Here is a 538-nt window from a genome sequence, read left to right as displayed (position 1 = left end):
TTTCCATTTTTAACATTAATTGAATTAGTTATATGCTCACAATCATGATAATCCTATTATTAAGTTTAGTATAAATTGAGCATACTATACCAAATATACTTGTTATAAATGCAGTTTGCATACTGCTTATAGTCTCAGGAAGGGAATTTATTATGTCACTAGTATTAATACTTAAAAGCATCATGGAAAGCCCTATAAATGTACCTAACACTCCTTAATAAAATGCATGTAGATGAAGCGTTTTTTATTCGCTTTTATTTTTATCTAATACAAACCTATTTTTAAATTTTAAGCTTGCACAGATTTCTTCAATAAATGAAGCTATATTTATATCTGCATGTGAGTTTTCTAATATGTATAAAGAATATTTATTTTTTATATCCGAATATAATAAACTTATCTTATAATTTTCATTAAGCCTTATAAGATCTTCGCTTATAAAGTTATATAAGTTTTTATTTAGTATTATATTTATTACTGAATACAATACAATTACTATTAAAAATGCTATAGTTATAGAATTAATGATTATATTATT

1 protein-coding gene is annotated in these 538 nt (G+C 22.7%); it reads right to left on the bottom strand.

From position 1 onward, the window contains the following. Positions 1–244: 244 nt before the first annotated feature. Positions 245–538 (bottom strand): hypothetical protein (locus tag JWF52_RS19040; RefSeq protein WP_353654992.1); only part of this gene is annotated, 294 nt, incomplete at its 5' end.

The sequence above is a fragment of the Clostridium sp. CCUG 7971 genome (assembly GCF_017590215.1).
Classification (GTDB): domain Bacteria; phylum Bacillota; class Clostridia; order Peptostreptococcales; family Peptostreptococcaceae; genus Faecalimicrobium.
The sequence above is the reverse complement of the archived record's forward strand: the minus strand, read 5'-3'. Positions and strand labels throughout refer to the sequence as shown.